This window comes from Bradyrhizobium sp. Ai1a-2, assembly GCF_000426245.1.
Lineage (GTDB): Bacteria > Pseudomonadota > Alphaproteobacteria > Rhizobiales > Xanthobacteraceae > Bradyrhizobium.
Genome location: NZ_AUEZ01000041.1, coordinates 43,347 through 67,221, shown reverse-complemented (window position 1 = coordinate 67,221; position 23,875 = coordinate 43,347). Strand labels below are relative to the sequence as shown.

At 63.9% G+C, this 23,875-nt stretch carries 20 protein-coding genes; 11 read left to right on the top strand and 9 right to left on the bottom strand.

Features of this window, described 5'->3' with window-relative positions; all coding sequences use genetic code 11:
* Positions 1 to 42: 42 nt before the first annotated feature.
* The 3 genes from K288_RS0124570 to ppc all read left to right on the top strand — a co-directional run bounded on the left by K288_RS0124570 (position 43) and on the right by ppc (position 5,634).
* Positions 43 to 855: a crotonase/enoyl-CoA hydratase family protein gene (locus K288_RS0124570; protein ID WP_027581954.1), complete on the top strand. Its 813-nt coding sequence runs from the start codon at positions 43 to 45 to the stop codon at positions 853 to 855.
* A 192-nt stretch (positions 856 to 1,047) separates the two neighbouring features.
* Positions 1,048 to 2,595 (top strand): acyl-CoA synthetase, encoded by a 1,548-nt coding sequence (locus K288_RS0124565; RefSeq protein WP_027581953.1) that lies wholly within the window; start codon positions 1,048 to 1,050, stop codon positions 2,593 to 2,595.
* A gap of 249 nt (positions 2,596 to 2,844) precedes the next feature.
* Positions 2,845 to 5,634, top strand: a complete 2,790-nt coding sequence (ppc, locus tag K288_RS0124560; RefSeq protein WP_027581952.1) for a phosphoenolpyruvate carboxylase — start codon at positions 2,845 to 2,847, stop codon at positions 5,632 to 5,634.
* Between the two features lie 78 nt (positions 5,635 to 5,712).
* On the opposite strand, the gene K288_RS0124555 is transcribed toward ppc, so the two are convergent.
* The 4 genes from K288_RS0124555 to K288_RS0124540 form a co-directional block, all read right to left on the bottom strand.
* Positions 5,713 to 6,825 carry an SMP-30/gluconolactonase/LRE family protein gene (locus K288_RS0124555; RefSeq protein WP_027581951.1) on the bottom strand — a complete coding sequence of 371 codons (1,113 nt, stop codon included), beginning with the start codon at positions 6,823 to 6,825 and terminating at the stop codon, positions 5,713 to 5,715.
* A 137-nt stretch (positions 6,826 to 6,962) separates the two neighbouring features.
* Positions 6,963 to 7,877, bottom strand: a complete 915-nt coding sequence (locus K288_RS0124550) for an SDR family oxidoreductase (protein ID WP_027581950.1) — start codon at positions 7,875 to 7,877, stop codon at positions 6,963 to 6,965.
* A gap of 109 nt (positions 7,878 to 7,986) precedes the next feature.
* Positions 7,987 to 9,126, bottom strand: coding sequence for a thiolase (locus tag K288_RS0124545; RefSeq protein WP_027581949.1), 1,140 nt, complete (start codon positions 9,124 to 9,126; stop codon positions 7,987 to 7,989).
* 4 nt (positions 9,127 to 9,130) lie between these two features.
* Positions 9,131 to 9,544 (bottom strand): Zn-ribbon domain-containing OB-fold protein, encoded by a 414-nt coding sequence (locus K288_RS0124540; protein WP_027581948.1) that lies wholly within the window; start codon positions 9,542 to 9,544, stop codon positions 9,131 to 9,133.
* Positions 9,545 to 9,771: 227 nt separating this feature from the next.
* Between K288_RS0124540 and K288_RS0124535 the strand changes: the two genes are divergently transcribed.
* From K288_RS0124535 to alkB, 3 genes are all read left to right on the top strand, one after another.
* Positions 9,772 to 11,121 carry an amidase gene (locus K288_RS0124535; protein WP_027581947.1) on the top strand — a complete coding sequence of 450 codons (1,350 nt, stop codon included), beginning with the start codon at positions 9,772 to 9,774 and terminating at the stop codon, positions 11,119 to 11,121.
* Positions 11,114 to 11,800 (top strand): DUF2848 domain-containing protein, encoded by a 687-nt coding sequence (locus tag K288_RS0124530; RefSeq protein WP_027581946.1) that lies wholly within the window; start codon positions 11,114 to 11,116, stop codon positions 11,798 to 11,800. The genes K288_RS0124535 and K288_RS0124530 overlap by 8 nt, the downstream gene beginning before the upstream one ends.
* A gap of 165 nt (positions 11,801 to 11,965) precedes the next feature.
* Complete coding sequence (gene alkB / locus K288_RS0124525; protein ID WP_027581945.1) at positions 11,966 to 12,616, top strand: DNA oxidative demethylase AlkB; 651 nt, start codon at positions 11,966 to 11,968, stop codon at positions 12,614 to 12,616.
* A gap of 20 nt (positions 12,617 to 12,636) precedes the next feature.
* Here alkB and K288_RS0124520 read toward each other — a convergent pair whose 3' ends face one another.
* The 5 genes from K288_RS0124520 to K288_RS0124500 all read right to left on the bottom strand — a co-directional run bounded on the left by K288_RS0124520 (position 12,637) and on the right by K288_RS0124500 (position 18,279).
* On the bottom strand, positions 12,637 to 14,265 hold the full coding sequence (locus tag K288_RS0124520; RefSeq protein WP_027581944.1) for a thiamine pyrophosphate-dependent enzyme: 1,629 nt from the start codon (positions 14,263 to 14,265) through the stop codon (positions 12,637 to 12,639).
* A 19-nt stretch (positions 14,266 to 14,284) separates the two neighbouring features.
* Positions 14,285 to 15,154: a fumarylacetoacetate hydrolase family protein gene (locus tag K288_RS0124515; protein WP_027581943.1), complete on the bottom strand. Its 870-nt coding sequence runs from the start codon at positions 15,152 to 15,154 to the stop codon at positions 14,285 to 14,287.
* A gap of 8 nt (positions 15,155 to 15,162) precedes the next feature.
* Positions 15,163 to 16,146, bottom strand: coding sequence for a 3,4-dihydroxyphenylacetate 2,3-dioxygenase (hpaD, locus tag K288_RS0124510; protein ID WP_027581942.1), 984 nt, complete (start codon positions 16,144 to 16,146; stop codon positions 15,163 to 15,165).
* A 200-nt stretch (positions 16,147 to 16,346) separates the two neighbouring features.
* Positions 16,347 to 17,888 carry a 5-carboxymethyl-2-hydroxymuconate semialdehyde dehydrogenase gene (hpaE, locus tag K288_RS0124505; RefSeq protein ID WP_027581941.1) on the bottom strand — a complete coding sequence of 514 codons (1,542 nt, stop codon included), beginning with the start codon at positions 17,886 to 17,888 and terminating at the stop codon, positions 16,347 to 16,349.
* Entirely contained in the window at positions 17,881 to 18,279 is a 399-nt protein-coding gene (locus K288_RS0124500) for a 5-carboxymethyl-2-hydroxymuconate Delta-isomerase (RefSeq protein WP_027581940.1), read from the bottom strand. The genes hpaE and K288_RS0124500 overlap by 8 nt, the downstream gene beginning before the upstream one ends.
* Positions 18,280 to 18,372: 93 nt before the next feature.
* Here K288_RS0124500 and hpaR point away from each other — a divergent pair, with 93 nt between their 5' ends.
* The 5 genes from hpaR to K288_RS0124475 all read left to right on the top strand — a co-directional run bounded on the left by hpaR (position 18,373) and on the right by K288_RS0124475 (position 23,815).
* Positions 18,373 to 18,891 (top strand): homoprotocatechuate degradation operon regulator HpaR, encoded by a 519-nt coding sequence (hpaR, locus tag K288_RS0124495; protein WP_027581939.1) that lies wholly within the window; start codon positions 18,373 to 18,375, stop codon positions 18,889 to 18,891.
* Between the two features lie 315 nt (positions 18,892 to 19,206).
* A complete protein-coding gene (locus tag K288_RS0124490; protein ID WP_027581938.1) occupies positions 19,207 to 20,352 on the top strand; it encodes an ABC transporter substrate-binding protein in 1,146 nt (381 codons plus the stop codon).
* A gap of 84 nt (positions 20,353 to 20,436) precedes the next feature.
* On the top strand, positions 20,437 to 21,312 hold the full coding sequence (locus tag K288_RS0124485; protein WP_027581937.1) for a branched-chain amino acid ABC transporter permease: 876 nt from the start codon (positions 20,437 to 20,439) through the stop codon (positions 21,310 to 21,312).
* Positions 21,309 to 23,087, top strand: coding sequence for a branched-chain amino acid ABC transporter ATP-binding protein/permease (locus tag K288_RS0124480; RefSeq protein ID WP_027581936.1), 1,779 nt, complete (start codon positions 21,309 to 21,311; stop codon positions 23,085 to 23,087). The genes K288_RS0124485 and K288_RS0124480 overlap by 4 nt, the downstream gene beginning before the upstream one ends.
* Entirely contained in the window at positions 23,087 to 23,815 is a 729-nt protein-coding gene (locus K288_RS0124475) for an ABC transporter ATP-binding protein (protein ID WP_027581935.1), read from the top strand. Before K288_RS0124480 ends, K288_RS0124475 begins: the two co-directional genes overlap by 1 nt.
* Positions 23,816 to 23,875 lie beyond the last annotated feature (60 nt).

Genomic DNA, 23,875 nt, shown 5'->3' with positions numbered 1-23,875 from the left:
CCCATCTGTAAAGCGGCATCAAGAACAGCGGAGGATAATTCCATGGAGCAACGCGTCACGATCTCGGTTTCCGACGGGATCGCCGATGTCCGGCTGGTGCGTGCGGACAAGATGAATGCGCTGGATGCCGCGATGTTCGAGGCGCTGGTGGCCGCGACTGAGCGGCTTTCCAGGGAGGAGGGCGTCCGGGTGGTGGTATTGTCCGGGGAGGGGCGGGCGTTCTGCGCCGGCCTCGACATGGGACGTTTCGCCGCGATGAAGGAGACGGGCGGCAACGGGATCGCCGGCGGCGAGAAGCGCGACCTGACGATCCGCACCCATGGCCAGGCCAATTTCCCGCAAGCCGCGGTCTGGGGCTGGCGGCAGCTTCCGGTGCCGGTGATCGCAGCGGTCCATGGCGTCGCCTTCGGCGGCGGCTTCCAACTCGCGCTCGGCGCCGACATGCGCTTCCTCAGCACCGATGCGCGGATGTCGATCATGGAGATCAAATGGGGCCTGGTGCCCGACATGGCGGGCACGCCGATCCTCGCCACGCTGGTGCGCGACGATATCCTGCGCGATCTCACTTTCACCGGGCGGATCTTCTCGGCCCAGGAGGCGCTGCGCTACGGTCTTGCCACCCGCGTGTGCGACGATCCGCGCGCTGCGGCCTTCGAGGTTGCACGCGAGATCGCCGGCAAGAGCCCGGATGCGATCCGCGCCGCCAAGCGCCTGCTGAACAAGCTCTCGGTCGATCCGGGTCCGGCACTGCTCGCCGAATCGGTCGAGCAGCAGAAGTTGTTGGGCAGCCCGAACCAGACGGAAGCGGTCCGCGCCAATATCGATAAGCGTCCGCCACGCTTTGCGGATGCGTGACCCGCACACGCCGACCTCATCCCGAGCAGCCGCGCAAGCGGCGTCTCGAGGGATGGGCCGTGGATAAGATCGGGGCCTCATGGTTCTCAAGGCGATGCGAAGCATCGTCCGGAGACGCGCGAAGACGCGCTCCTCACCATGAGGGACGAGAGCCAGCCAAGTCGGTAACTCCAGTCAAAAAGAACAACAAAAATGAGCGAAACTTCCCAACTCTTCCTCGGCATCATCAGCGGCGATCGCAGGCGGACGCATCAGGAAGTCGCCGAGCGCACCGAGCGCATTGCGAGCGGCCTGCGCAAGCTCGGCGTCCGCGAGGGCGACAGCGTGTGCATGCTGATGCGCAACGACATCGCCTTCATCGAGGCCGCCTATGCCGCGATGCGGCTCGGGGCCTATGGCGTGCCGATCAACTGGCATTTCAAGCCGGAAGAGATCAGCTACGTGCTGACGGATTCCGGCACGAGGGTCCTGATCGCGCATGCCGACATGCTGCATCCGCTGCGGGATGCTATCCCTGCCGGCGTCACCGTGCTGAGCGTGCCGACGCCGCCGGAAATCCTCGCCAACTACAAGATCAATCCGGATCATCTCGGCGTGCCGGATTTCGCTGTCGATTTCGAACCCTGGCTCGCGAAACACCCACGCTATGACGGCCCGGTGGTGCCGCAGCCGCAGAACATGATCTACACCTCGGGCACAACGGGCCATCCCAAGGGCGTGCGCCGCTTCGCGCCGACACCAGAGCAGGCGGCGAATGCGGAGGCGATGCGCGTCATGATCTATGGCCTCAGGCCCGGCGTCCGCGCGCTGCTGCCGGGTCCGCTCTATCATTCGGCGCCGAATTCCTTCGGCCTCCGCTCGGGCCGGCTCGGCGGCGCCTTGCTGCTGATGCCGCGCTTCGATGCGGAAGATTTCCTGGCCCTGGTCGAGGAGCAACGGGTCGACACCGTCTTCATGGTGCCGACCATGTTCATCCGCCTGATGAAGCTGCCGGAGAAAGTGCGCAGGAAATATGACGTATCCTCGCTGCGCCATGTCATCCATGCCGCCGCGCCCTGTCCGGCGGATATCAAGCGCGCGATGATTGAGTGGTGGGGGCCGGTGATCTATGAGTTCTACGGCTCGACCGAGTCGGGCGCGGTGACGTTCGCGAATTCCGAGGATGCGCTGAAGAAGCCCGGCACAGTCGGCAAGATCTCGCCCGGCGCCGAACTGCGCTTCATCGGAGACGACGGCAAAGTGCTGCCATCAGGCGAGATCGGCGAGATCTATTCGCGCATCGCGGGCAATCCGGATTTCACCTATCACAACAAGCCGGAAAAGCGCGCCGAGATCGACCGCGACGGGTTCATCACGTCAGGCGACGTCGGCTATATCGACGAGGACGGCTACGTCTTCATCTGCGACCGCAAGCGCGACATGGTGATCTCGGGCGGCGTCAACATCTATCCGGCCGAGATCGAGGCGGCGCTGCATGCCGTTCCCGGCGTGCATGATTGTGCGGTGTTCGGCATTCCTGATGCCGAATTCGGCGAAGCGCTGATGGCGGTGGTCGAGCCGCAACGAGGCGCCAGGCTGGATGCCGGCTCAATCCGCGCCCAGCTCAAGATGTCGCTTGCCGATTACAAGGTGCCCAAGCACATCGAAATCGCGACCAACCTGCCACGCGAGGATTCCGGAAAGATCTTCAAGCGCCGCCTCCGCGACCCCTATTGGGAGCAGGCGGGCAGGAGGATTTGAGGACCGCAACCCAGCCGTCGTCCCGGCCAAGCGAAGCGCGAGCCGGAACCCATCACCACGACTGCCGGTGTTACGCGACACTGTGGCCATAGCCGTAACCACAACCGCCTGTGGTTATGGGTCCCGCCTTCGCGGGGACGACGGAGGGCGGCGCAACATCTTGTGTGCGCCGCCTCCAACTTCGTCTTGCGCTGCGGCAAAAAAGTTGCACACTCCGAGGCTGCCGGGCAGCTGCTGGAGCGATCAGCCATGTCTCCCCAGACCATGTCTTCCGAGACCGACGTCCGTGCCAATCGCACCGAGGACAATCAGGCGCTGGAGGAGGATGCGCGGCTGCGCAACGATATCCGCCTGCTCGGGCGCATCCTCGGCGATACCGTGCGCGACCAGGAGGGCGCCGATGTCTTCGATCTGGTCGAACGTATCCGCCAGACCTCGATCCGGTTCCATCGGGATGAGGACCGGCTGGCGCGGCGGGAGCTGGAAACCATCCTCGACAGCATGTCGACCTCGGAGACGGTGCGGATCGTCCGCGCCTTCAGCTATTTCTCCCACCTCGCCAACATCGCCGAGGATCAGAACAATATCCGCCAGATGCGGGGGCGGGAGGCCGCCGCGCCGCGTCCGAGCCTGTTGATGCAGGCCCTGAGCCATGCGCAGAAGGCCGGCATCAGCCCGGACGATCTGCGTCGCTTCTTCAAAGGCGCCCTGGTCAGCCCGGTGCTGACAGCGCATCCGACCGAGGTCCGGCGCAAGAGCACCATGGACCGCGAGATGGAGGTCGCAGGCCTGCTCGACCGGCGCGAGCGGTTGCAGATGACCCCGGAAGAGAGCGAGGCCAGCGACGAGCAGCTTCGCCGCGCCGTGGTGACGCTATGGCAGACCAATCTGTTGCGCCGGACCAAGCTCACGGTGCTGGATGAGGTCACCAACGGACTGTCGTTCTACGACTACACTTTTCTCCGTGAGGTGCCGCGATTGCATTGCGCGCTTGAGGACCGGCTCAACAAGGAGGGCGGCGAGCCGGGCGACCTCGCATCGTTCCTGAAGATGGGAAGCTGGATCGGGGGCGACCGCGACGGTAACCCGTTCGTCACCGCAGATGTCATGCGCGGCACGCTGCGGCTGCAGTCGAGCCGGATATTGAGCTTCTATCTGGAAGAGCTGCACCTGCTCGGGGCCGAGTTGTCGCTGGCCAGGAACCTCGCCGATGTTTCGGACGAACTGCGCGTGCTCGCCGAGCGCTCGCCTGATCCTTCGCCGCACCGGAGCGGCGAGCCGTACAGGCTCGCGGTATCCGGCATCTACGCCCGGCTGACCGCAACCGCCGAGAAGCTTCAGGTCGAGATCACGCGACGACCGGTCGGCAAGGCCGAGCCCTATACTAACGTCAACGAGCTCAGGGCCGACCTCGACGTGCTCGACCGCTCGCTGATCGCAAACAACTCCGCCGTCATCGCACGCGGGCGCTTGCGGCTGCTGCGGCGCGCGGTGGATTGCTTCGGCTTCCACCTCGCCCGCCTCGACATCAGGCAAAACTCCGCGGTGCACGAGCGCACCGTCGCCGAACTGCTCGACGCCGCCGTCCCCGGCATGTCGTACATGGCGCCCAGCGAGGAGGCCCGCATCAACCTGTTGCTCGGTGAGCTGCGCAGCGCACGTCCGCTCTGCTCGCCGTTCGTGAAATACAGCGAGGAGACGCAGGGCGAGCTCGCCGTGTTCCGGGCGGCCGCAGAAGCGCATGCGACCTTCGGCGCGGAGGTGATTTCCCAATGCATCATCTCGATGTGCAAGGGCATCTCCGACATGCTCGAGGTCGCGGTGCTGCTGAAGGAGGTCGGGCTCATCGATCCCTCCGGCCGCAGCGCCATCAACATCGTGCCGCTCTTCGAGACCATCGAGGATCTGCAGGCCTCCAGCGCCATCATGGATCGCATGCTGGCGCTGCACGATTACCGCCGATTGGTGGACAGCCGCGGCGGCGTGCAGGAGGTGATGCTCGGCTATTCCGACAGCAACAAGGACGGCGGGTTCGTCACGTCAGGCTGGGAGCTCTACAAGGCGGAGATAGGCCTTGTCGACGTGTTCGAGCGCCATCACGTGCGCCTGCGCCTGTTCCATGGCCGCGGCGGCTCGGTCGGCCGCGGCGGCGGCCCGAGCTATGACGCCATCATCGCCCAGCCCGGTGGCGCCGTGAACGGCCAGATCCGGATCACCGAGCAGGGCGAGATCATTTCGAGCAAATATTCCAACGCTGAGGTCGGCCGCAACAACCTGGAGATCCTTGCCGCCGCGACGCTCGAGACCAGCCTGCTGCAGCCCAGGCAAAGCGCGCCGCGCGCCGAATATCTGAAGGCGATGGAACAGCTTTCGGCGCTGGCCTTCAAGGCCTATCGCGGCCTCGTCTACGAGACCGACGGCTTTGCCGATTATTTCTGGGGCTCGACCGTCATCAACGAGATCGCGACGCTCAACATCGGCAGCCGCCCGGCGTCGCGCAAGAAGACCCGCGAGATCGAAGACCTCCGCGCCATTCCCTGGGTGTTCTCCTGGGCGCAGTGCCGGTTGATGCTGCCGGGCTGGTATGGCTTTGGCAGTGCGGTCGAGGTCTGGATATCGGAACATCCGGAGCAGGGCATGCCGTTCCTGCAGGAACTCTACCGCGAATGGCCGTTCTTCCGCACGCTTCTCTCCAATATGGACATGGTCCTGGCGAAGAGCTCGATCGCGATCGCCTCGCGTTATGCAGAGCTGGTGCCCGATGCCGAACTGCGCGAAAATATCTTTGGCCGCATCCGCCGCGAATGGCATCTCTCAATCGAGACGCTGCTGGACATCATGGGCCATGAACGGCTGTTGCAGGGCAACCCGCTGCTGGAACGCTCGATCCGCAACCGCTTCCCCTATCTCGACCCGCTCAACCACGTACAGGTGGAGCTGCTGAAGGAGCACCGCGCGCAGAACCCGGACGAGCAGGTTCTGCGCGGCATCCAGCTCACGATCAACGGGATATCCGCGGGGCTGAGGAACAGCGGGTAGGGACGGGCGAATAGCGAATGGCGAGTAGCGAATGGGCTTTTCCATTCGCTATTCGCCGATCCCTATTCGCCGACTGCGTCAGCAATGATGCGCGCCCTGCGCCTCCACATAGACTGCATAGAGCGACTGGCTCGCCGTCATGAACAGGCGATTGCGCTTCTTGCCGCCGAAGCAGACATTGGCGCAGGTCTCGGGCAGCATGATCTGGCCGATCCGCGTGCCGTCGGGCGCGAACACCTGCACGCCGTCATAGCCTGGGCCGACCCAGCCGGCGCCAACCCAGATATTGCCGTCGGTGTCGACGCGCAGCCCGTCGGGGAAGCCCGACTTGCCGTCGAGCTTCATGTCGATCAACTGCTTCGGGTTCGAAAGCTTGTCGCCGTTGATGTCGTAGCTCCACACCACGTTGTTGGCGTTCGGATAGTGCGTGATGCCGGTGTCGCAGACATAGAGCTTCTTGTAGTCGTGGCTGAAGGCGATGCCGTTCGGCTTGAACGGTTCGTCGGCGACCTTGGTGATCTGACCGGACTGCCCGTCGACGCGGTACACCGCCTCCTTCTGGTAGGGCTGCACCGAGTTGGTGTTGGCCCGCTGCCCCTCATAGATCGAGATCGCGCCATAGCCGGGATCGGTGAACCAGATCGACTTGTCGTTGGGATGGACCACCATGTCGTTCGGTCCGTTCAGCGGCTTGCCGTTGGCTTCCTGGGCCAGCGTGGTCACGGTGCCGTTGTGCTCGAAACGCACCAGCCGCGTGCGTTCGGCTGAGATCTGCCGGCCTTCCAAATCAAAGGAATTGCCGTTGCTTTCGTTCGACGGTTTGCGGAATTGCTCGGAGATGTGGCCGTCGTCGTCGAGATAGCGGAGCTGCCGGTTGGCGGGGATGTCGCTCCAGACCAGATATTGCCCCTGTCCGTTCCAGGCAGGCCCCTCGGCCCACAGGCAGCCCGTGTAGAGACGCTTGATCGCGGTGTTGCCGACCTTGGCCTTGAAGCGCTTGGGATCGATCACGACGATATCGGGATCGGGATAACGCTGCGGCTCGGCATTGCGGCCGAAATCGCGGGCGAAGGCCTCCGGCGCAACCGCCGCAGTTGCAGCAATCGCGGTTGCACTGCGCAAAAGCGTTCGGCGGTCGAGCCCGCTCGAGCCGCCGTCCTGCTGGTTGGGTGAATTGTTTGGATTGTTCATGACGTCCTCCCAGGCTTTTTTGTTGTTGGGAAGGAACTCATGCGCCCGCAATTCGGCATAAAACGGGCAGCCGTGGCGAAACAACCGCAGATAGCGTCGTCCCGGCAGCGAGCCGGGACGACGTCGTCATGAAATTGTCAGATCGCGTCCCAGCTGAACACGTCGGCGGAGCGGTCGAGCTTGTAGAACGACGGCTTCAGCGCCGGGATCGCGTGCTCGGCGATGGTCTGCGTCGTCCAGCCTTCGCCGCGGTGCACCGAACGGATCGGGCGGGACTGGCCCATCAGGAAGATCTCGTTCATCCGCACCGCAAAAATCTGGCCGGTGACGTCCTTGGCGGCGTCGCTGAGCAGGTAGGCGCAGAGCGGCGCGATCTTCTCCGGCCCCATCTGCTGGATGCGCTTGACGCGCTCCTTCTCGGCTTCGGTCTCGGTCGGGATGGTACCGATCAGCCGGCTCCAGGCGAACGGCGAGATGCAGTTCGAGCGCACGTTGAAGCGGCTCATGTCGAGCGCGATCGACTTCGACAGGCCGACGATGCCGAGCTTGGCGGCCGCGTAATTGGCCTGGCCATAATTGCCGACCAGGCCGGAGGTCGAGGTGAAGTGCACGAACGAGCCGCTCTCCTGCTCGCGGAACAGCCGTGCCGCGGCGTGGGAGACATAGAACGAGCCCATCAGGTGCACCTTGATGACGGCCTCGAAGGCTTCCACGCTCATGCGGTGGAAGATCATGTCGCGCAGGATGCCGGCGTTGTTGACGACGCCGTCGAGCTTGCCGAAATGATCCGTCGCGGACTTGACGATCTTGCTGGCCGGGATCGCTTCCGCCACCGTCTCGAAATTGGCGACCGCGGTTCCGCCGCGCTTCTTGATCTCCTCGACCACTTCTTCCGCCGGCGCAGCACTCGTGCCCGAGCCGTCGGCGGCGACGCCGGGATCGTTGACCACGACCTTGGCGCCTTCGGCGGCGCAGAGCAGCGCGATCTCGCGCCCGATGCCGCGGCCTGCGCCGGTGACGATGATGACCTTGTCCTGCAGTGATTTTGTCATGGACATTTCTCCTGTTGTCTCCGTCATTCCGGGGCACGCGTAGCGTGAACCCGGAATCTCGAGATTCCGGGTCTGCGCCTGGCGGCGCATCCCGGAATGACGGAAGGGGCTACTTCTCGTTCGTGAAGATGATCGTGCCTGACGCCGCGAACATGCCGCCGACGCCATGGCAGACCGAAATTTTCGCGTCCTTGACCTGCGCCGGCGCAATGCCGCGCATCTGGCGCACGCTCTCCTGCAGCGCGTACATGCCGTACATGCCCGAATGCATGTAGGAGAGGCCGCCGCCATTGGTGTTGAGCGGCAGCTTGCCGCCGGGCCGCGTGTTGCCATCGGCGATGAACTTGCCGGTCTCTTCATGCGGCATGAAGCCGAGATCGCCGAGGCCGTAAAGCGGCAGATGCGCAAAGGCGTCGTAGATCATGAGGTGATCGACGTCCTTGTGCGTGATGCCGGCCTCCTTGAAGGCGAGGGGGCCCGCGACCTTGAAGGCGCGCGACGAGTTGAAGGTCTCCATCTGGCTGACCATCGGCGTTTCCACGCTCTCGCCGGTGCCGAGGATGTAGACCGGCTTCTGCGGGAAATCCTTGGCCCGATCGGCTGATGTCAGGATCAGCGCGCCGCCGCCATCGGTGACGAGACAGCATTGCAGGAGGCGGAAGGGATAGGCGATCATCCGCGAGTTCAGGACGTCGGCAACGGTGATCGGGTTCTTCATCGTCGCGCGCGGATTCTTCGCGGCCCACTCGCGCTGCACGACCGCGACCATGGCGATCTGCTCATGCGTGATTCCATAGGTCTTCATGAAGCGCAGCACCGGGATCGGGAACATGCTCGGCGGACCGTACACGCCGAACGGCGCCTCGAACTGGCCGTTGAGGCTGTCCGGCGCGGTGAAGCGCGGCTGCTTGCCGATCATCGACTTGCCGCTCTCGGCGTGGGTGATCAGTACGGTCTTGCACAGGCCCGCCTCGATCGCCGCTGCCGCGTGGCGGACATGGAGCATGAACGAGCAGCCGCCGACGGAGGTGCCGTCGACCCAGGTCGGCTTGATGCCGAGATAATGGCAGACCTGCTGCGGCGTCTCGACCGCGGTGGCGAAGCCGTCGATGTCGGACAGCTTCAATCCGGCATCGGCGATGGCATTGAGCGCCGCATCCGCGTGCAACTGGAGCTGCGACATGTTGGGGATGACGCCGAGCTCGGTGGTCTCGGCCGCGCCGACGACGGCAACCTGGTTCCTGCGCATCTCTTTAACCCTTCGCCGGACGGAACAGAGGAAGCGTGATCTGGTCGTCGAGCTTCTCGAACGCGACTTCCAGCTTCATGTCGAGCTCGAGCGCTTCCGGCGTCTGCGGGCAATCGATGATGTTGCTCATCATGCGCGGGCCCTCATCCAGCTCGACCACCGCAATGGCGTAAGGCGGCGTGAAGCCGGGCGCGGCAGGTCGGTGATTGATCACGTAGCTGTAGAGCTTGCCCTTGCCGGTTGCCTTGAACACGCTGACCTTGCGCGAGGCGCAGGACGGGCAGAACGGGCGCGGCGGGAAATAGACATGCGAGCAGGCGTCGCAGCGCTGCAGGCGCAATTCGCCAACCTGTGTGCCATCCCAGAAATGCTGGGTTTCCGGCGTCGGTTTCGGTTTTGCGCGTGCAGCTTCGGCCATGCGGCATCCTCCCTGGATCAGGCCGTCAGGCCTCGTTCAAAACTTGATGCGACAATTGACTATCCGTCGTCAACGGTCCATCGTTCCCGATTGCATGGCGGCATTCCGAACACGACAGCGCGCTTGTATGCCAGCCTGTCTCAGGCAATAGTCCGCCACGCGGCAAAATCCGCTGCGCCGTGCCTCAAACGACGTCTGACGCCAGAAGTAACCTGAAATCGAAAGCCATGCCTGATAATCCCACCCTTGCTTCACTCGCCGCCGACCTCGAGAGCGGCCGCATCACGGCCCGCCAACTGGTCGAGCAATGCCTCGCCAAGATCGCCGATCCCGCAGGCGAGGGACAGCGCGTCTTCATTCACGTCGACAAGGAGGCCGCGCTCGACGCTGCCGATGCGATGGACCGCCTGCGCAAGGCGCATGCTGCGCCGTCGCCCTTTGCCGGCATTCCCGTTTCGATCAAAGACCTCTTCGACATCAAGGGACAGGTGACCCGCGCCGGCTCCCGTGCGCTGGAGGATTCTGCGCCGGCAGAAGCCGACGCGCCTGTGGTGGCGCGGCTGCGCGCGGCCGGCTTCGTCGTGATCGGCCGCACCAACATGACCGAGTTTGCCTATTCCGGCATCGGCATCAATCCGCATTACGGCACGCCGAAGAGCGCCTACAATCGACGCGTCGGCCACGTGCCCGGCGGCTCGTCGTCGGGTGCGGCGGTATCGATCGCCGATGGCATGGCCTTTGGCGCGCTCGGCACCGACACCGGCGGTTCCTGCCGGATCCCTGCGGCCTTCAACGGCATCGTCGGCTACAAGCCGACGCAGCGGCGCATCCCGCTCGATGGCGGTGTGCCGTTGTCGTTCTCGCTCGACAGCTACGGCCCGCTCGCCAATTCCGTCGCCTGCTGCGCAACGCTCGATGCGGTGCTCGCGAGCGAGCCGGTGACGCCGCTGCAGCCGCGTTCGGTGAAAGGCCTGCGGTTCGCGGTGCCGACCACGGTTGCGCTCGATGACCTCGACGATGCCGTGGCAAAGACGTTCGACCGTGCGCTCGCAGCGCTGTCGAAGGCGGGTGCGCTGGTCGAAAAGATCGAGATGCCGGAGTTCCTCGACGTCGGCATCATGAACGCCAAGGGCGGCTTTGCGGCTTCCGAAAGCTACGCCTGGCACCGCTACCTGCTCGCCAGCAAGGGCGACATCTACGATCCCCGCGTCGCCACGCGCATTGCGCGCGGCGAGGGATATCTGGCGGCGGATTACATCGATCTGCTCAATGCGCGAAAGTCGTTCATTGCGCGCGCCGAGAAACGTATCGCGCCCTATGACGCGCTGCTGCTGCCGACCACGGCCAACACGCCGCCGAAGATCGCCGACCTCGATGACGACAAGGCGTTCACATCGGAAAACTTGCGCGCGTTGCGCAACTGCACGCTGATCAACGTGCTCGACGGCTGCGCCATCTCGCTGCCGGCCCATCGTGAAGATGATGCGCCGGTGGGCCTGATGGTGGCGGCAGCGGGCGGATCGGATCGCCGCATCTTCGAGATCGCGGCCGCAATGGAGACCATCATCCGTGTATGACCTCACCTTCACCATCGACGACAAGGGCGTCGCGACGCCGCTGACGCTCGCCATCGACCAGGCCGTGATCGCCGGCTGGACCGGCCGCGATCCGGTGGCGCGCGACAAGCATATTGCCGAGCTCGAGGCGATCGGCATCGCGCGGCCGGCGACGACGCCGATCTACTATCGCTGCTCGGCGCGGCGGCTGACCACCGAGGACACGATCGAAGTCTGCGGCGAGGATTCCAGCGGCGAGGTCGAGTTCGTATTGATCGGCTGGCAAGGCCGCATCTTTGTCGGTTGCGGCTCCGATCACACCGACCGCAAGGTCGAGAGCTACAGCGTCACGGTTTCAAAACAGATGTGCGACAAGCCGATCGCCTCCGAGCTGTGGGAGCTCGAAGATGTCATCGGCCACTGGGACCAGATGATCCTGCGGTCCCACGCCTGGATCGATGGCAAGCGCGTGCTGTACCAGGAGGGTACGCTCGACGCCATGTTGCCGGTGAAGGAACTGATCGCGCACGGTTTCGACGGCAAGGGGCTGCCCGACGGCTGCGCCATGTTCGGCGGCACGTTCGCCGCCAAGGGCGGCATCCGCCCGGCAAGCCGGTTCGAGTTCGAGCTGGAAGATCCCGTGCTGAAGCGCACGATCCGCCATGCCTATGACGTGCTGACCTTGCCGGTGCGGGGGTAGGTAGTCGCCCCATCGTCATTGCGAGCGTAGCGAAGCAATCCATGCCGCAGCGGGCGGAGAGATGGATTGCTTCGCTACGCTCGCAATAACGCCTCATTATCGGAAATCGGGTGGTTGACGGCTCGCGGATTTGCCACCACCTCGGACTAAAGCGAGTATCGTGGTTTGACGGCCGACTTGTTCGATAACTTAGCCGAGCGTCCGGCGCGGGAGGTGATCGCGGAAGGCGCGGTGATCCTGCGCGGATTTGCGCGCCCGTTGGAGCCTGAACTGATCCCGGCGTTGCGCGAGATCGTCGCGCGGGCGCCGTTCCGCCGCATGTTCACGCCCGGCGGCTATCAGATGTCGGTGGCGATGACCAATTGCGGCACGGTCGGCTGGGTCACCGACCGCAGCGGCTATCGCTATGACGGCATCGATCCGGAATCCGGAAAGCCGTGGCCCGCAATGCCGCCGGTGCTCGTGCGGCTGGCGCGGGAAGCGGCAGCGGAAGGCGGCTTCGACAACTTCGCGCCGGATGCCTGCCTGGTCAATCGTTACGAGCCAGGCACAAAGCTGTCGCTGCACCAGGACAAGGACGAGACGGATTTTGCCGCGCCGATCGTATCGGTGTCGCTCGGCCTGCCCGCGACCTTTCTGTTCGGCGGCCTGAAGCGCAGCGACAAGACGGCTCGATATCGGCTGACGCATGGCGATGTCGTAGTGTGGGGTGGGCCGTCGCGATTGTTCTTCCACGGCGTCGCGCCGCTCGCCGACGGTGAGCACGCGGTGCTCGGTCGACAACGGATCAATCTCACCTTCCGCAAGACGCGATAGCTCTCTTTAGTCTAGAGCGATCAAGGTTTCGGCGGATGGATGAACGCCCACGGACTCACTTCCGAATCCGTTGGCACTTCGATCGCGATCACATAGGGCCCGCCGTCGGCCAGCGCCTTTTCCAGCGCAGGACGTAAATGATCCGGCGAGGTGACGCGCGCGGCACCTGCGCCGAACGACTCTGCGAGCTTGACGAAATCCGGATTGACCAGGTCCGACGCCACCACGCGGCCGTCAAAGCGCTCGCGCTGGTCGCGCCGCACGTTGCCATAGGAATTGTTGTTGAACACCAGCGTCACCACGCCGATGCGATATTGCACGGCGGTGGAAAGCTCCTGCACGCCGAACATGAAACCGCCATCGCCCGTGATGGCAACTACCGGCTTGTCGGGATTGGCGACCTTCGCACCAAGGGCGGTCGGAAAGCCGGAGCCAAGCGTGCCCTGATAGCCTGACGTGATGAAGGTGCGCGGCTCGTAGACGGGAAAGCCGTACCAGGAGGCGAAGCCGACCTGCGACAGCTCATCGGTGACGATCGCATTCGAAGGCAGCACCTCGCGGAGTATCTTCAGGTAAGCCATTTGCGGCTGGATGCGCTGGATCTCGCGCGCAGCCGCCGCGGTCGCTTCGCGGATAGCTCCGCGCCGGCCGCTGCTCTTGCCAAAGCCAGCCTTGCGCACAGCCGCGAGCAGCGCGGCGGTGCCGGCCTTCGCGTCGCTCACGATGGCGGCGTCAGACGCGAGCCGGCGCATCTCGACGGGATCGATGTCGATACGGATCGACTTGATGCCGTCAGGCTGGTACGGCCAGCGGAATCCTGACGCCGGCAATTCCATGCGGGTGCCGATCCCGATCATCAGGTCGGTCGTCGGCCACAATTTGTAGGCGGCTGCCATGGTCAGCCCGAGCTCATGCGCATTGGAAACGATGCCGCGGCCGCTGCGGAAGGCGACGACGGGTGCGTCGATCATTTCCGCCAGCTCAAGAATTTCCTCGCCCGCATCGACCGCACCGCTGCCGACAAAGATCATCGGCGTCCTGCTCGCCGCGATCAGTGCAGCGGCGGCCTTGATCCTGTCAGGGTCGGGCAGTGGCGCCGGGAATGGCTCGAACGGCCTTGATGGCGCGACGGCTGCGCGCTGGGTGAAGACGTCCCAGGGCATCTCGAGCGACGCCGGCCCGCGCCGGCCCGACAGCATCTCCTGGAATGCGCGCGACACCATCGCCGGCGCTGCATCGGGATATTCGATACGGTCGGCCCATTTCACGAAGGTGCGCAGCGTCGCGAGCTGGTCCGGCATCTCGTGCAGGTGGCCGCGGCCCTTGCCGAGGAACGCGGTCGGCACCTGGCCGGTGAGGCAGAGCACCGGCTCGTTGCAGCCGAAGGCGGTGAGCAGCGCCGCGCTGGCATTGAGCACGCCGGGGCCGGGCACCACGCTGAACACGCCCGGGCGGCCACTCGAACGCGCATAGCCGAAGGCCATGTAGCCGCAGGCCTGCTCGTGGCGCGCGCCGATCACCTTGAGCTGCGCCTGATGGAAGGCGTCGAACAGGCCATAGATCTGCGCGCCGGGCAGGCCGAACACGGTGTCGACGCCGTGGGCGACGAGCCCGTTGACGATCGCTTCGCCGCCGCTGGTTGAGCTCATCCTGCCGTTCATCCTCTTCTTATAGTTCGTCGACCACGCCGTTGCGCAACACGCCAACGCCTTCGGCCTCGATCTCGATGACATCGCCGGGCTTGAGGTAGCGCGGCGGATCGAACCGTGCGCCGGCCCCGGTCGGCGTGCCCGTGACGATCACATCGCCGGGAACAAGCGTGGTGAAGGTCGAGATGTAGTTGATGAGGTAGCGGAAGCCGAAGATCAACCGACCGGTGCGATCATCCTGCCGTGTCTCGCCGTTGACGCGCGTGGTCAGGCGGATATCCGCGATCTGCGACTCGTCCGCGTAGGGCACGATCCAGGGCCCGAGACTGCCGGTGGAATCGAAGTTCTTGCCCTGCGTGACATTGAACTTGGCGTGTCGCACCCAGTCGCGGATCGTGCCTTCATTGCACAGCGTGATCGCGGCGATGTGACCAAGCGCTGCGCTCTCCGCTATATGCCGGCCAGCCTTGCCGATGACGAGCGCCAGCTCGCCCTCGTAGTCGAGCTGTGCGGACGCGCGCGGCCGGACCAGCGGCGTTTCGTGACCGACGAAGGATCGCGGCGTGCGCAGGAACATGCTCGGATATTTCGGTGCGTCGCTGCCATCTTTGTACTCGGCGTTGCGATCCGGATAGTTGACGCCGATGCAGATGATCTTCTCCGGCGAGGGGATCGGCGGCAGCCAGGTGACAACGTCGAGCGAATGATCCGGCGAACGCCGCACGGCGTCGTCCACGAGCCGCATCAGCGCGCCAGCGGCAATCGCCTCGCGCAGCGTCGGAAATTCCTTCGCAAAGCGTGCCGAGAGATCGACGATGCCGCTGTCGGTCACGGCGCCATAGCGCGTGATGCCGTCGATCGCATAGGTGGCGAGACGAGGTGAAGACATCGGCTCGCTCAATCGGCAATCGTGACGTCGGCAACGAACAGCGGCTCGCGCACCGCCTGTCCGGTGAACGGCGAGCCTTGCTCGAACCAGGAAAGCGGGGCGGGCGCACCCCACAAGGTCTGTCGCCGCGGGTCCTTCAGCGACCAGCGCAGCGGTTCGTGATCGTGATCTCCCGTGAAATAGTCGCTGGTGTAGAGCTCGAGCCGATGGCCGTCGGGATCTCTGACATAGAGGAAAAACGCATTGGAAATGCCGTGGCGGCCGGGCCCGCGTTCCATATTCTTCAGGAAACCGCTGGAGGCCATCACGTCGCAGAGATGCAACACGTTCATTGCCGTCGGCACCCAATAGGCGAAATGGTGCAGGCGAGGGCCCTTGCCGTTGGTGAAGGCGAGGTCATGCACATTGCCCTTGCGATGCATCCATGCCGCGGCAATGCGCCCGTTCGGGCCGTCCTCCTCGCCATATTCGGTGAGACGGAAGCCGAGCCGTGCGTAGAAATCGATGGTGTCCTGCAACTCGGCGGCGAAGACGTTGAAATGATCGAGCCGCTGCGGATGGCAGCCTTTGTAGAGGTCGTAGCGGCGCAAGAGGTGCGGGCGCTTCTCCATCGTCGCATAGAGCTCGAGCTGGAAGCCGAAGGGATCGGAGAACTGCAGGGTGCGACCCTGAAACGGCTGATCGACGAAGCGATAATTGATGCCGTTTTCGGAGAAGAACGCCGCCGCCTTGTCGAGATCGTCGTCCTTGCCGACCTTGAAGCCGAGCCGGCCGCAGGCTGCCTCTTGCGCCTTGCGCAGCACCAGCGAGTGATGTTGGTGCTCCTCGGAGCCGCGGAAGTAGACAGTCTTGTCGTCCGCGTCCTCGACATGCAGCCCGACCGTGGTCTCGTAGAACGCGCGGCTGGCATCGAGGTCGGTCACATCGAGTACGACGTGGCTGCAGCGGATGATGTTGAACGGCGGATCGAAGACATGCTGCGGAACAGGCATCGATGTTTCCCGGGATGACTAAGCGAGCTCGTGTTGCACCTCTCCCATAGGGAGAGGTCGGCGCGTAGCGCCGGGTGAGGGGTTCAGGTCCCTCGATGGAGCGTAACCCCTCACCCGAACTTCTCGCTTGCGCGCGAAGTTCGACCTCTCCCTATGGGAGAGGTGGGGCACCGCGATTGTTGATCCAGCGATGGCGGCCATCAGACGCCCAGTCTCTGTATCTTATGCGTCCCGCGCGCCAGCGAGACGTGCTTGGTTTCCATGTAGAAGTCGAATGAATAGTCGCCGCCGTCACGGCCGATGCCGGATGATTTCATGCCGCCGAACGGTGTCGGCAGGTGCCGGACATTTTCCGAATTCAGCCAGATCATGCCGGCTTCGAGCGCATCCGCCACCCGCAGGGCGCGGCCCATGTCGCCGGTCCAGACATAGCCGGTGAGGCCATATTGCACGCCATTGGCGATCTCGACCGCGTCGCTCTCGTCCCGGAACGGGATGACGGTGAGGAACGGTCCGAACACCTCTTCCTGCGCCACCCGCATCTTGGAATGCGCGCGAGTGACGAGCGTCGGCTGCACATAATGCCCGCCGCCGGGTCCATCATGCGGCTTGCCGCCGACCGCGATCGTCGCGCCTTCCTGCCGCGCGACGTCGAAATAGGAGCAGACCTTCGCCAGATGCCGCTCATGGATCAGCGGCCCGATCTCGGTCGCGGGATCGAGGGGATGTCCGACCTTCAGCGCCTTCACCCGCGCGGTGAGCTTCTCGATGAACTGTTCCGCGATGCTCTCCTGCACCAGGAGCCGGCTCGAGGAGGTGCAGCGCTCGCCGTTCAGCGAGTAGATCATGAACACGACCGCATCGAGCGCGCGCTCGAGATCGGCGTCCTCGAACACGATCACCGGGTTCTTGCCGCCGAGTTCGAAGTGCACGCGCTTCAGCGTCGGGGCGCCCTGGGCCATGATCGCAGATCCGGTCGCGCTCTCGCCGACGAAGCCGATCGCCTTGATCGCGGGATGTTCGGTCAGCGCCTTGCCGGCCTCCTCGCCGAAGCCATGCACGGAGTTGAGCACGCCGTCGGGCACGCCTGCTTCCTTCACCAGCTTGGTCAGGAGATCGGCCGTCACCGGGGACCACTCCGCGGGCTTGTGCACCACCGTGCAGCCGGCGGCGAGCGCGGGCGCGATCTTCCAGGTCGACAGCATGAACGGCGTGTTCCACGGCGTGATCACGCCGACCGGCCCGATCGGCACCCGCGTAGAGATGTTCCAGTGCTCGTCGCTCGGCATATTGAGGCCGTCTCGCGCCTCAGCACATTTGTCGGCGAAGAAGCGGAAATTCTCGGCCGCGCGGATCGCGGCTTTCGCCATGAAGCGATGCGCCTGTCCAGTGTCGATGCATTCGAGCACGGCAATATCGTCGGCATGATCCTCGATCGCGTCGGCCACGCGATTGAGCAGCTTGCGCCGCATCGCGGCCGGCATGTCGCGCCAGGATTTGAAGGCGAGGGCGGCCGCGGTCGCCGCGCGATCGATATCCTCGGCATTGCCGCGCGCGACGGTTGCCAGCACAGCACCGTCGATCGGCGACTTCGTCTCGAACGTTTGCCCGGAGATCGACGGCACCGTCTTGCCGTCGATCATATGGCCGATACCTTCCGCCTTCAGCTTCGCGAGCAGCGGAGCGGCGCGGTCGCGGTTGGCCTGGAACAGTTCGGCCGATTTCGGCACTGCTTTATCCATTGACGGCCTCCACCTTCAGCGCATCGTGGATGTTGTTGCGCTTCCAGCTTGTCTCCTTGTCGTTGATCTGCATGTCGAACGACAGCGCGAATTTGCCGCCCGCGAACACCGGGTCGAGATGAGTCGAAAGCGCGTTGAAGATATGATCTCCCGCCTTCTTGCGGGTCGCAAGATCGCGGCCTTCGCCGAGCCGCAGCACCATGTCGAGAAAGCCGTAATCGTTTCGACCGTCGGCGATCGCATAGTGTTCGCATCTGATGGCGCGAACGCGGATGCCGCCGAGCGGGAAGATGCCGGTCTCGACCGCCGCTTTGCGCACGCGCTCGACGACTTCGCCCATGTCGAGGCGGGAATCCAGGTTGGCCGAATATTCGATGGTGAAATGCGGCATGGTGGATCGCTCCTGGTGCGCGGGGATGATTAACATGTTAAGCGTATCGGCGTAAATTGGTTTGCGGCGTTGTTGCGTTGCAAAAGATAGGCGATGACAGATAAGAAATCATCATTGAACGGTTCGCGGCCGCGCGCGGCAGCAGAGGCGGGGCGTCGTGGGCCGATGCGTGAATTCTCGCGCTCGCTGCCGATGTCGCTGCTGCGCGCGCGTGAGGCCGTGATGCGGCAGTTTCGTCCCTCCCTGCGTCATCACGGGCTTACCGAGCAGCAATGGCGCATCCTGCGCGCGCTCACCTCGGTGGAGGCGGTCGAGGTCACCGACCTCGCGCGGCTCGCCTTTCTGCTTGGTCCAAGCCTGTCGCGCATCCTGCGCGACCTCGAGGCGCGCGGGCTGATCGAGCGCCGTTCGGCGGAGGCGGACCTGCGTCGCGGCGTGGTGTCGATCTCGCCGAAGGGATTGAAGCTGATCGAAGCGGTCGCGCCGACGTCGGAAGCGATCTACGCCGCGATTACGAAACGGTACGGCGTGCGCAAGCTCGCCGAACTGCAGGCCATGCTGGGTGCGCTTGAAGAAAGCCTGGCGGGCTTGTCAGGCGCGGAAGAGGAATGATCGAGGCAGATCAGTAAATGCAAAATTTGCATGATGATATGTGCTGGGATGCATAGCTCGCCTTTCCTGCACATCGTTTGAGCACAAAGGAATTGTCAAGTTCGCGGAATTTGCCCCAATAGTCATGATCTCGTCGGCATTAATCTTTCTTGATGCGCGCAAATAACGATGCATCTGCATCGTTAGTCGAAAACACCGCAATATCAATTTACTCCGAGACGGAGAGCCCGTAAGTACGCACGCGGTTCGCGCCCCGTTGGGGATCGCCAACAGCAAGAAGGGCCGACGAAGACGCCCGGCCTCAGGGAGAAACTGATGAAACTGACGAGACGCGATTTCGCGGCCGGTATCGTCGCCGGCCTTGCCGCCCCCCACGTCATTACCGGCGCAAGAGCGCAGGGCGCCACGATCAAGATCGGCATGTGCGCGCCTGTGACAGGTCCCGCCGCCGAATCCGGCCGCTACGCCATCCAGGGTGCGAAGCTCGCACTTGAAGCCGTCAACAAGGCTGGCGGCATCCTCGGCAAGCAGGCCGAGCTGATCGTGGAGGACGATCAGACCACCAATCCCGGCATCGTGCTGGCCTTCTCCAAGCTGGCTGCGCAATCCGACATCGTCGGCTTCCTTGGTTCGATCCGGTCGACCCAGGTGCACGCCATGGCGCCCGACGTGCTCAAGCTTGGCAAGCCGGTGATGATCGGGGGAACCGATCCGAACCTCACTCACATGGGCAATCAGTGGCTGTTCCGCTTCCGTCCGAATGACAGCTATTCCGGGCGCGTCATCGCCGAGTATGGCGTCAATACGCTCGGCAAGAAGAAATGGGCCGTGCTGCATTCGACCGACGCTTTCGGCACCGCAGGCGGCAAGGCCCTGACCGCTGCGTTGGAAAAACTCGGCTCCCCGCCCGTGCTCGACCAGGGTTATGCCAACCAGAGCCAGGATTTCACCCCGGTCGTGCTCGCGATCAAGCAGTCCGGCGCCGATATCCTTGGTTCCTACTTCACCTTCGAAAACGACCTCGGCATCTTTGCCCGGCAATTGCGCCAACTCGGCGTCAACATTCCCTGGGTCGGCTCGCCCTCGATCGTCAATATCACCGCGCTGAAGCTCGCCGGACCTGCGCTGTACAATACCTACGGTGTTGCGGACTACGCGGAAGATTCCAGCGAAGCTTCCAAGGCGTTCGGCAAGCTCTATCGTGATGCGGTCAAGGTCGCGCCGGATAACCAGAGCTCCTGGCCCTATGACGCGGTCACCGTGCTGGCAGCGGCGATCAACAAGGCCGGCTCGACCGAGCCTGCAAAAATCCGTGAGGCGATCCTGTCGATCAAGAAATTCCCCGGCGCCGAAGGCGAGTATAATTTCGACCAGAACGGCGACGGTTTGCACGGCTATAACATCGTGAAAAACGACAAGGGAAATATCGTTTTCGACAAGCACATTGAATTCAACGATTGACCACGTTTTCGGCCTCTTCGTTCTCCACGGAGAGGCCGAAAGCCTGTCGGCGAATTCTCTGGTTCCTCTTAACCGAAGCTTGTCATGGATCTCGTCCTTCAACTGCTGTTTACCGGTATCGGCATCGGGGCCGTCTACGCGCTGGTCGCGCTTGGTTTCGTGCTGATCTTCCGCGCCACCAACGTGGTGAATTTCGCGCAAGGCGAATTCTCCATGGTCGCGGCCTATCTGATGGTGGTGTTCTCCGTCGATCTCGGCTGGCCCTACTGGCTGTCGTTCCTGCTCGCGCTTGGCGGCATGGCGCTGCTCGGCGTCATCTTCAATCTCGGCGTCTATTATCCGCTGCGCCACCGCACCTTCCTGCCTGTGATCATCGCCACCATCGGCGCCTCGATCCTGCTCGCAAATTCGGTGCTGGCGATCTACGGTCCGCAGCCGCAGGTGCTGCAGGGATGGTTCGATACGCCCGGCATCCAGCTCGGTCCTGTTTATCTCGATAGCCAGTATCTGTTGATCATCGCGGTGACGATCGCGCTCGTGTTCTTCAACTACTGGTTCTTCGAGAAGACGCTGCTCGGCAAGAAATTGCAGGCGACCTCGCAGGACAAGGAAATGGCCTCGCTGCTCGGCATTTCCGTCTCGACCATGATCATGATCACCTTCATCTATTCCGCCGTGCTCGGCGGTCTCGCCGGCATCCTGGTCGCGCCGGTGCTGTTCGTCTCGATCCAGATGGGCTCGACGATCGCGCTGAAGGCGTTCGCGGCCACCATTATCGGCGGCTTCGGCGACGTCGCCGGCGCCATCATCGGCGGGCTAGCGCTCGGCGTCATCGAGACTTTCGGCGCGGCCTACATCTCGGTTCCCTATAAGGACGGCTTCGCCTTCCTGGTGCTGGTCGCCTTCCTGATCTTCCGGCCGCAGGGCATCTTCGGCGAACGTGTGGCGGAGAAAGCATGAGCGCCCCAAGCGACAACATGTCGATCCCGACACCTGCCGTTCATTCGAAGCCGCTGCTGATCCGGCATTCGCCCTTCTTCATTGGCGTGGCGATCCTGGTGGTGCTTGCCGCCAAATTGCAATTCGACGGCTACGTCCTCAACATCCTGCTGCAGGCGACGACGTTCTCGATCGCGGTGTTCGGCCTGTCGGTCGTGCTCGGCCTTTGCGGCCAGATCAACCTGGCACAGGCAGCATTCTTCGGGCTCGGCGCCTATGCGGTCGGCCTCGGCACCACCGACCTGCATCTGAGCTTCTGGCTTTGCCTTGTCGGCGGCTGCGTGATCGCGCTGCTTGCGGGCGCGTTCCTGGGCATGTCGACCCTGCGGCTCGGCGGCCATTACCTTGCGATGGTGACGATCTCGTTCCAGCAGATCGTCACGCTTGTCATGATCAACGCGATCTGGCTGACGCATGGCCCCGACGGCGTCTCCAATATCCGTCGTCCGGAGCTGTTCCAGACCTCGCAGAGCTATCTTGCTTTCTGCGTCGCCATGCTCGCGATCGTCGGCTATCTGGTCTGGCATCTCTCCGACACCAAGCTCGGCCGCGCGATGCGAGCCGTGCGCGACAACGAGCTCGCGGCCGGCGTCAACGGCATCGACGTGTTCCGCACCAAGATCTACGCCTTTGCGCTCTGCGCGCTGCTCGGCGGTCTGGCAGGCGGCCTGTTTGCCGGCGGTTTCGCCTATGTCAGTCCGGATCAATTCTCGTTCGCGGAATCGATCGTGTTCCTGACCATGTCGCTGCTAGGCGGCGTCGCTTCGCCGGTCGGCTCGGCGATCGGCACCGGGCTGTTGATCCTGATCCCGGAATGGCTGCGTTTCCTCAAGAGCGTGCCCGGGCTTTATCTGGCCATCTACGGCCTGTTCGTGATCCTGATCATCCGCTTCATGCCTGACGGTATCTGGGGCTTCGTCGCCGATGCTTTCAACCGGTGGCGCGCGCACACCAAGGCGCCGCCTGTGGCGGCTGCGCTGCAATTGAAGCCCGCATCCGTTGGCGGAGAGTTCGTGCTTGAGGTGACCGGCCTCTCCAAACACTTCGGTGGTCTGAAGGCCGTCGATGGCGTCGACATTGCGGTGAAACGCGGCGGCGTCCACGCGCTGATCGGGCCGAACGGCTCCGGCAAGACCACGACGCTCAACGTTCTCTCTGGCCTCTATCAGGCGACGTCGGGCCGGATCGTGCTCGACGGCACCGACATCACCCACATGCCGCCGCATCGGCGCACGGCTGCGGGTCTCGGGCGCACGTTCCAGAACATTCGCCTGTTCCGTTCGATGACGGCGCTCGAGAATGTCGAGATCGGCGCCGAGCGGCCCGGCAACAGCATGATCGGGAAGGGCGAGGATGCGCTGACCGAACGGGCGATGGAGGCACTGACCTTCGTCGGTCTGGGCAACCGCGCCAACGAGCTGATCTCGAGCTTCTCCTACGGCCACCAGCGCCTGATCGAGATCGCGCGCGCGCTCGCCGCCAATCCGACGCTGTTGCTGCTCGACGAGCCGGCTGCCGGCTTGAACTCGACTGAGAAGCTCGAACTGCATGAGCTGCTCAAGCGCATCGCAGCGCAAGGGCTGACCATCCTCATCATCGATCACGACATGACGCTGGTCTCCGAAGCCGCCCAGCACATCACCGTGCTCAATTTCGGTCGCCGCATCGCGGACGGCGAATCCATGGCGGTGCTGCGCCATCCCGATGTCGTCTCCGCCTATCTCGGGAGCGAATGATGCCGCTGCTCGAAATCCGCAATCTCGTGGTCCGCTACGGCGAGATCGAAGCGCTGCGCGGCGTCACCATCGCCGTCGAGGCCGGGCAGGTGGTGACCTTGCTCGGCGCCAACGGCGCCGGCAAATCCACCACGCTCCGCGCGATCTCGGGGCTTGCCAAGCCCACGTCCGGCGAAATCCTGTTCGACGGCGAGTCGATCGCCGGCCTCGGGCCGGAATCGATCGTCCGGCTCGGCATCTCGCATGTGCCGGAGGGCAGGCGCGTGTTCCCGGGCCTCACGGTCAAGGAAAACATCATGCTCGGCGCGTCGAACCGAAAGGCTTCGTCGGCGCAGATCTCGCGCGAGGCCGATGCGATGTTCGACCTGTTCCCGGACATCCGCGCCTTCGCCGATGCGCTGGGCTGGACGCTGTCGGGCGGCCAGTTGCAGATGGTCGCCGTCGCCCGCGCGCTGATGGCGAAGCCGCGGCTGTTGCTGCTGGACGAGCCTTCGCTGGGTCTTGCGCCCGTCATCGTGCAGGCGGTGTTCCGCATCATTTCGCAGATCAGGAAAGACACCACGGTCTTGCTTGTTGAGCAAAATGCGCGCATGGGACTTTCGGTTGCCGATCACGGCTTCGTCCTGGAAACGGGCCGGATCGTGCTTGGCGGCAAGCCCGACGAATTGTGGGGCAACGAGGCCATCGCCGCGGCCTATCTCGGCGGTCACGCCAAGGCCAGCGCTTAAGAAGCATGATCCGGAGGAGCCGGTTTGCCGGAAGGATCGTGCTCCAAACCAAGGAGCGAG

Bases quoted from the DNA above. Each gene is read 5' to 3' on its own strand.
- K288_RS0124555 (WP_027581951.1), bottom strand. From the start codon at position 6,825: ATGAACAATCCAAACAATTCACCCAACCAGCAGGACGGCGGCTCGAGC.
- K288_RS0124520 (WP_027581944.1), bottom strand. From the start codon at position 14,265: ATGAGCTCAACCAGCGGCGGCGAAGCGATCGTCAACGGGCTCGTCGCC.
- K288_RS0124565 (WP_027581953.1), top strand. From the start codon at position 1,048: ATGAGCGAAACTTCCCAACTCTTCCTCGGCATCATCAGCGGCGATCGC.
- K288_RS0124515 (WP_027581943.1), bottom strand. From the start codon at position 15,154: ATGTCTTCACCTCGTCTCGCCACCTATGCGATCGACGGCATCACGCGC.
- hpaE (WP_027581941.1), bottom strand. From the start codon at position 17,888: ATGGATAAAGCAGTGCCGAAATCGGCCGAACTGTTCCAGGCCAACCGC.
- K288_RS0124550 (WP_027581950.1), bottom strand. From the start codon at position 7,877: ATGACAAAATCACTGCAGGACAAGGTCATCATCGTCACCGGCGCAGGC.
- K288_RS0124500 (WP_027581940.1), bottom strand. From the start codon at position 18,279: ATGCCGCATTTCACCATCGAATATTCGGCCAACCTGGATTCCCGCCTC.
- K288_RS0124545 (WP_027581949.1), bottom strand. From the start codon at position 9,126: ATGCGCAGGAACCAGGTTGCCGTCGTCGGCGCGGCCGAGACCACCGAG.
- K288_RS0124535 (WP_027581947.1), top strand. From the start codon at position 9,772: ATGCCTGATAATCCCACCCTTGCTTCACTCGCCGCCGACCTCGAGAGC.
- K288_RS0124480 (WP_027581936.1), top strand. From the start codon at position 21,309: ATGAGCGCCCCAAGCGACAACATGTCGATCCCGACACCTGCCGTTCAT.
- K288_RS0124540 (WP_027581948.1), bottom strand. From the start codon at position 9,544: ATGGCCGAAGCTGCACGCGCAAAACCGAAACCGACGCCGGAAACCCAG.
- ppc (WP_027581952.1), top strand. From the start codon at position 2,845: ATGTCTCCCCAGACCATGTCTTCCGAGACCGACGTCCGTGCCAATCGC.
- hpaD (WP_027581942.1), bottom strand. From the start codon at position 16,146: ATGCCTGTTCCGCAGCATGTCTTCGATCCGCCGTTCAACATCATCCGC.
- K288_RS0124570 (WP_027581954.1), top strand. From the start codon at position 43: ATGGAGCAACGCGTCACGATCTCGGTTTCCGACGGGATCGCCGATGTC.
- K288_RS0124490 (WP_027581938.1), top strand. From the start codon at position 19,207: ATGAAACTGACGAGACGCGATTTCGCGGCCGGTATCGTCGCCGGCCTT.
- K288_RS0124475 (WP_027581935.1), top strand. From the start codon at position 23,087: ATGCCGCTGCTCGAAATCCGCAATCTCGTGGTCCGCTACGGCGAGATC.
- K288_RS0124485 (WP_027581937.1), top strand. From the start codon at position 20,437: ATGGATCTCGTCCTTCAACTGCTGTTTACCGGTATCGGCATCGGGGCC.
- hpaR (WP_027581939.1), top strand. From the start codon at position 18,373: ATGACAGATAAGAAATCATCATTGAACGGTTCGCGGCCGCGCGCGGCA.